The following is a 3,256-nucleotide window of genomic DNA, read 5'->3' on the forward strand; positions in this document are numbered from 1 at the left end:
GAACGGTGGGCGAGATCATCTCGGAATCCTGGGCGAGATCAAATCGGTACACCCGGGCGAGATCATCGGAATCCGCAACCTGTGGCGAACCGTAAGCCGGACTACAAAGTCTTCGTGTCGCGCAACATCGCGAAGGAGGGCGAAGAGCCGAACAACTTCTATCACGAAGTTGGCGCGGCCTGGACGGTCGACAAAGACGGCATCTCGATCAGCTTGCACGCGCTGCCGATCGACGGCCGCTTGGTCCTGTTTCCCTACAAGGACTGAAAAGAGAAAGGCCCCGACATGATCGGGGCCTTTTTATTGTGCACAGGGCGAGTACCGCGCGCTTCAGTCTTTACGCGAAGTACCTAGCTCGTAGTCCAGCTCCGCATTTTCGAAGTCCCATTCCTCCGGATCGGCATCATTTACGCGGAAGTGGCCGAGATCAATACTGTGATGATCCATAAAGCGCGAGAGCAACTTTACCAATGGATATAGATTCTGAAGAGCTGGATCGTCAGCATCCACGATCAGATATTTTGCGTTTAAGAGCGCAACTGCATATTCTAAGATCTCGCTTGTATACGAGAGTCGATTTGGATAGTCCTGTGGTTTTGTCGATCGCGGTGAGAAAGGTTGGAGGTGAGCTGTGCGAGTACGGGGATCGCAGCGCACACGAACACAGTTGAGGCCGTCCTCGAGGATGACGCTTCCGGAAATATGGAAGCCTTCCAACGCTATCTCAAGTTCCTGTTGATAAAGGCGCTTGGCTTCTTCTTTTCCATCAGGGCCGTGCTCCTTGTGGAGGGAAACCACTCTCTGTACTCGGTTTAAAGCAGCCTCGGTCAATTCAATGTAGGGGCTTGTTAAGGAATATGCTGCGTGGCCTCGGTAGTCCACACGTGCGGCCAGCACAACGAACTCGACCGGCTCTCGATGTTTGAAGGCATCCACTAAGCCAAAGCCAATGCTTTCCGCGAACGCCTGTACGCTAAATGTAGCGGGCATCCTGAACACACCGAGAGATCGCCATTTCTTGCGCTTGGCCGCCTGATCATGCGCTTGAACGACAAGCCGTTCTATAAAGAGATCGATACTTACGTCGCCGCCGACTGAAGTTTCTGAAAAATGAATGAGCGGACTCAGCAGGTCTCTCAGTTTTTTTTTGAGTCGTCTGCCTCGCTCCCGCTAGGTTGCTGAGTAGAAACGCCCGCACGGACCTGCTTAATTTCTATATCACCTATCACTTTCGTTCGGGCTAGATTTACACCTGTGCCAGCGGCGATAATATCCGACAATCGGATGTTGGCTGCCTCAACATCTTCTAAATTGACGCCGACGGCTTTGATGGTTTCGGATGATTGTTGCTTGATCAATCGAAGCACCTCAGCGGCGGCTTTCACCAGCTCTGGATCGTTTGACGCTCCTGAACTCGAAAGGGTCTGCGCCAAAGCACTACGGGTTTCGGTCGAGGCTGGAGCCCCCTCGACGGGGTCCACAGACACTGCTGGGTATCTGTTCCGAACTAGTCCTTTTAAGGACTGATAGGCGTCCTTGACCACTTCCTCGACCAGTTTCTTGCCGGCAACGGCTCCTGCGCCTAACGCAAGAGCCATCGCAATCGCACTAGCTGAGTCCATGCTCAATATCCTTCTATAGTATCTCTCTCCTATAGCATGGGTCCGGTACACGCGGAAGTCGTACGCGTCGAACAATCGCCTTCGGTGATGAAGAAAAAGGCCGACCGGGCGGAGGAGCAGTTTTAGAGCGAAGGCGCGGGAATCGGGGTCTCCTTTTCAGGGCAGGTACGCGCCGAATGCCCCTCCTTATTACACCGTGAACATTTCTGAGGAGCCCGCGTCTTTACAGCAGATGCAGTTGATCCGTTGAAGATTGCCGCAAGCTGTCGGTCAATTTCTTCACGTTGTTCGATCAGCTCTTTTGCCTTTTCGATGTCGTAGTCCATTTTAGACCTCCTTTGAGATGATAAATGGGGGATGGCCCACCCGGTGGAACGGTTCATCGAGTAGTGTAGTCAACGGCTCGGGATGTTTCTCCCGAGATCCAAGGATCGGAATGCCTTTGAACAGAAGCGATTGGGACTTCGCTTCGAGTACCTGATCCATGAACGCGGTAATGTTGGCGGCGTGCCGCTCGCTCGTGGTGATGTTGAGAACCATCAAATTAGGGAATAAGCCCTTGTATGCTTTCCGCACTAGCACATCGCGATATTGAAGAAGTTTGCGCGCATAGCTCGATGTCTGAAGAGTGGGGCGGGTGATGGGCTCGTGCTCCCGGTCCGCTTCGAGCGCAAAATAGGTGTCGTTGATTGCGAACAAGTCGTCAGGCTGCAAGCGTCCACTGTACGTTTCCACCCTGCCATTGGCGTGGCGGAATGAAATATCGGTTTGAAATGAGAGCGGTGCATGCCCAATCAGTTCGTGCCGATGTCGAAAGCGGAGTCCCCGCGATCGGCAGGCAATTTCGATGGACAACACAATGTCAGCAACCATCAACTGGTGCCAAAATTGCCGCTCGCCCTTCCAGGCTGTCGGCTCATGACCAATCTTTGCCAGCTCGGCCTTACCGCGTGCAGTCAGTTCATATACGCGCGAACTGTAGCGATAGTTTGCGCTATCCTTCTGCTGCTCTGGTCTGGCGAGATAGCCTTGTTTAGTGAGGGGCCCAAGCTCGCGTTTGCGGTGCTGAGGGGAAGTGCCATGATAGGCAGCAATAAAATTGCTCCGCACATAGCGGTAGCGATCGCACAACTTGAACGTTTCGATATGACGCTCTTTCATACAAGATTGGCTACGCCAATTTCGAGAGCGCGTCTAAGGGAGGTATGACGACCGAGGAAGATGAGTGCGGAGCTATGTAGCGCTCTACACTCATTCTACCATTCTTCTCTTTTGTTCATTTCAACTATGTTGACGTCGACCCAAAGACTTCCGAAAGAGCCATCCGGTCGACGCAATTGACTGGCGCCTTTGACACAATGACGGAAACTTGTGCTGGTGCCGGGTGGCACGGGAATCTGGTAGCTGCGTCCGTTCGGCGCTTTAATGGTGAGAACAAAGCCTCGCTTTGCGCGAGCCGGATTGACGGTTACTTCCTGTTCCTGATCATAGCGGGAATCGAAGATATCCTCTTGGTGCTCCTCGCTCGCTGCGGCAGAATCGCGTTCACCGCTTGGTTTCCCGACGTGTCCACAGCCGCTATCGGCGCCGTGTGACCGATCTGCCGCTTTCGGGGCGGGTCGTGAAGCTCCTGG

Annotated in this window: 6 protein-coding genes; 1 reads left to right on the forward strand and 5 read right to left on the reverse strand. The window is 53.5% G+C overall.

What is annotated here, in order from left to right:
- A partial coding sequence (locus tag L6639_RS42715; protein WP_237867342.1) for a hypothetical protein occupies nt 1–267 on the forward strand: 267 nt, incomplete at its 5' end.
- A 63-nt stretch (nt 268–330) separates the two neighbouring features.
- Here the strand turns inward: L6639_RS42715 and L6639_RS42720 are convergent.
- The 5 genes from L6639_RS42720 to L6639_RS42740 all read right to left on the reverse strand — a co-directional run.
- A complete protein-coding gene (locus L6639_RS42720) occupies nt 331–990 on the reverse strand; it encodes a hypothetical protein (protein WP_237867343.1) in 660 nt (219 codons plus the stop codon).
- Between the two features lie 146 nt (nt 991–1,136).
- A complete protein-coding gene (locus tag L6639_RS42725; protein WP_237867345.1) occupies nt 1,137–1,622 on the reverse strand; it encodes a hypothetical protein in 486 nt (161 codons plus the stop codon).
- A 122-nt stretch (nt 1,623–1,744) separates the two neighbouring features.
- A complete protein-coding gene (locus L6639_RS42730; protein WP_237867347.1) occupies nt 1,745–1,948 on the reverse strand; it encodes a C2HC-type zinc finger protein in 204 nt (67 codons plus the stop codon).
- A 1-nt stretch (nt 1,949) separates the two neighbouring features.
- On the reverse strand, nt 1,950–2,783 hold the full coding sequence (locus L6639_RS42735) for a replication-relaxation family protein (RefSeq protein ID WP_237867349.1): 834 nt from the start codon (nt 2,781–2,783) through the stop codon (nt 1,950–1,952).
- A 95-nt stretch (nt 2,784–2,878) separates the two neighbouring features.
- Nucleotides 2,879–3,256, reverse strand: a 378-nt coding sequence (locus L6639_RS42740) for a hypothetical protein (protein WP_237867351.1), incomplete at its 5' end; no start/stop codon positions are given.

Origin of the sequence: Bradyrhizobium zhengyangense, assembly GCF_022012555.1 — a bacterium.
GTDB classification, from domain to species: domain Bacteria; phylum Pseudomonadota; class Alphaproteobacteria; order Rhizobiales; family Xanthobacteraceae; genus Bradyrhizobium; species Bradyrhizobium zhengyangense.